This is a genomic window from Thauera sp. 2A1 (assembly GCF_009469595.2).
GTDB lineage: Bacteria > Pseudomonadota > Gammaproteobacteria > Burkholderiales > Rhodocyclaceae > Thauera.
Window position 1 is genome coordinate 1 of record NZ_SSXV01000078.1, and the last position, 2,305, is coordinate 2,305.

Sequence of the window (2,305 nt, forward strand, 5' to 3'; positions counted from 1 at the left end):
ATTTTCTTAAAAATATTCATTCTTTCATATTTAATAGTTTTAATTATACAATATTTTGAGGACGTCTAGCTGCAACTAGATGGTTTTATCAATCTTAATTATATATTAACACACAATTTTTACTGTACGCTTACAGTAAATAAAGAAGGTATGTAACAATTTATACAATATATTGCAGTATATTGCAGGCTTGACGATTCACATCGTTGTGTAACTTCTACACTAATACAGCTTAATTGAAATACTAATTAAAATGACTCTCACTTATTTTTAACTCATAAGCAGATATAGCTGTCAAACTAATCTTATTGGAGTACATGGTTTTAACGTCTGCACTAATACTAATCTCCTCCACCTACCTTCAGACGACAGTAATACTGCCCTCTAAAATGATTAGATATAAGCCCCACATGTTTGTCACTGATTCTCACAGTAAAGACGGCTACTTCTATCTTCACAGACTAAAGTAACCTTCTCTTTTTACTCTAATAATTAATGGCTTGGTGAATTGTATCACTATTAATTTGTGGTAATGAGGACCTTGGCATACTATCTGGTATATATTCTTTTTGTATATCCATACTCCTCTTTATTAATTTATCATAAAAGTCTTTGTTACTAATATAAATAGAAACAATTTCATGATTTGATAAATCTGTACCTTTAGTAACAAGTATTTGAGTTAGTACTTGTTCTGGCATAACCAAGAACACACTATCTACATACTTGTCTAATCTCATATTTTCACGCCATTGTAGCACTTCTTGTACTGTTGGTGCTACTACTTGTTCAATTGTGTCCGTTTCAGGGATTTGTTTTTCTTTAGGACTACGAGGTCTTGCACAACTGATAAAAATTGCTAATGCTACTATTGCTGCAATTAGCCAAAATACATACTTAAATTTCATTTTTGATAAATGTTGTTTAATCTTTTAACATGTTATAAATCTCTTCTACTGATTCTTTTGCTTCGAGAATCATAGTTTCTCCATCATCAAGTTTAGTAAAGATAGCTGATCCTTCTGAATAATCTTCTGATGGAAGAACTGAAGAAATAATACTTTTTCTTACAGTGGCTGGCTTTCCTCCTGATTCATTGTCATGTAATAATAAAAATTCACTCATTTTGATAATGTTTTAAGTTAATACTAAGTATATAAATGCTATTAATATTGCATCTATTACAATTAATACTCTTGTTACTGGATGTGTTTCATACCAGTTTTCAAATTTATCCCACCATATATCTGCTAAATCAGCTTGGTTTGATTTCTTTGTATCCATTGTCTTTATCTTTATATCCACTGCCAAGTGTATATACAAAAGATAATACGCAGAATATAAATAGTGCGATTATCACTACTTTAGAGTAATACCAATAATTCCAATAATCGGTATATAACAGTCCATACACTTCTTCATCAAAGAAATATATTCCTTGATGTTCAATAATCATCACAGCTGCAAATAATGCAGTTATGAGTCCAAATAAAAAATACATTAATTTTTGCATAATAATTATTTATTGATTAAATACTATTTGCTACAAATACTATTGTCGTTACTATTGCTAATAATATTAACAAGTATATTAATAATCTGATAGTAATAACAATGCGCCAGAATCGTTCATTTCCCATATACTTTTATACTTATCATTAAGTTTTTTCCAAAAAATATGTCCTTCTTTTGTATGTATCCATATAAGTGTACATTCAATTGCCATATCAGGAACTCTTAATTTTGTATAAAATGGTTCTATGTTTATTTTATTATCGTGAACATATTTACTACTGCCGTCTAAAAAGCTATCTAATACTTTTTCTTTAATAAGAAAAGTAAGTAATAAATAAGGCATATTAAATAATATTTGCCTTCTAAATTTTTGTTGTTCCGTTAACTTTTTCATTGATTGAATTGTACTTTTTTATGAACTTTAAATATTACTTCAGTGTCACTCTTAATTTCAATAGTAAAGTGAGGAGATGATTTACTGTCTATTCTTCGTTTGATCCATTTAACTACGTAATCCGCAGTTAATACTTCAAATTGCAAATAGCTACGCTATTTTCCACTTTTACCTATGTGTAGTTTTAGATTTCCTCTGTCAATATTAGTAACAGGGTTAACGCGACTTTGTTTTGAGTTAACTAATTTAGCTACTACTATGTCGCCGATTTTAAGATTCTGAAATTGTTCTAATGTCATTTGATAAAGTTTTAAGTTTATTGTTTAAATTTTCAATAGTTCCTAATAAATCTTTTAGTATATGTTTACTCTTCTGTAACTCTATAAGATCCTTTCT

Annotated in this window: 3 protein-coding genes; all 3 read right to left on the reverse strand. The window is 28.6% G+C overall.

Annotated features, from left to right (window positions below):
- Positions 1 to 485: 485 nt before the first annotated feature.
- Positions 486 to 908 carry a hypothetical protein gene (locus GH664_RS22425; protein WP_153163801.1) on the reverse strand — a complete coding sequence of 141 codons (423 nt, stop codon included), beginning with the start codon at positions 906 to 908 and terminating at the stop codon, positions 486 to 488.
- A gap of 16 nt (positions 909 to 924) precedes the next feature.
- Complete coding sequence (locus tag GH664_RS22430; RefSeq protein ID WP_153163802.1) at positions 925 to 1,125, reverse strand: hypothetical protein; 201 nt, start codon at positions 1,123 to 1,125, stop codon at positions 925 to 927.
- A 466-nt stretch (positions 1,126 to 1,591) separates the two neighbouring features.
- Positions 1,592 to 1,909 (reverse strand): hypothetical protein, encoded by a 318-nt coding sequence (locus GH664_RS22435; protein WP_153163803.1) that lies wholly within the window; start codon positions 1,907 to 1,909, stop codon positions 1,592 to 1,594.
- Positions 1,910 to 2,305 lie beyond the last annotated feature (396 nt).

What these genes read in the sequence shown, in the direction of transcription:
- GH664_RS22430 (WP_153163802.1), bottom strand. Translation starts at nt 1,125, where the DNA reads ATGAGTGAATTTTTATTATTACATGACAATGAATCAGGAGGAAAGCCA.
- GH664_RS22435 (WP_153163803.1), bottom strand. Translation starts at nt 1,909, where the DNA reads ATGAAAAAGTTAACGGAACAACAAAAATTTAGAAGGCAAATATTATTT.
- GH664_RS22425 (WP_153163801.1), bottom strand. Translation starts at nt 908, where the DNA reads ATGAAATTTAAGTATGTATTTTGGCTAATTGCAGCAATAGTAGCATTA.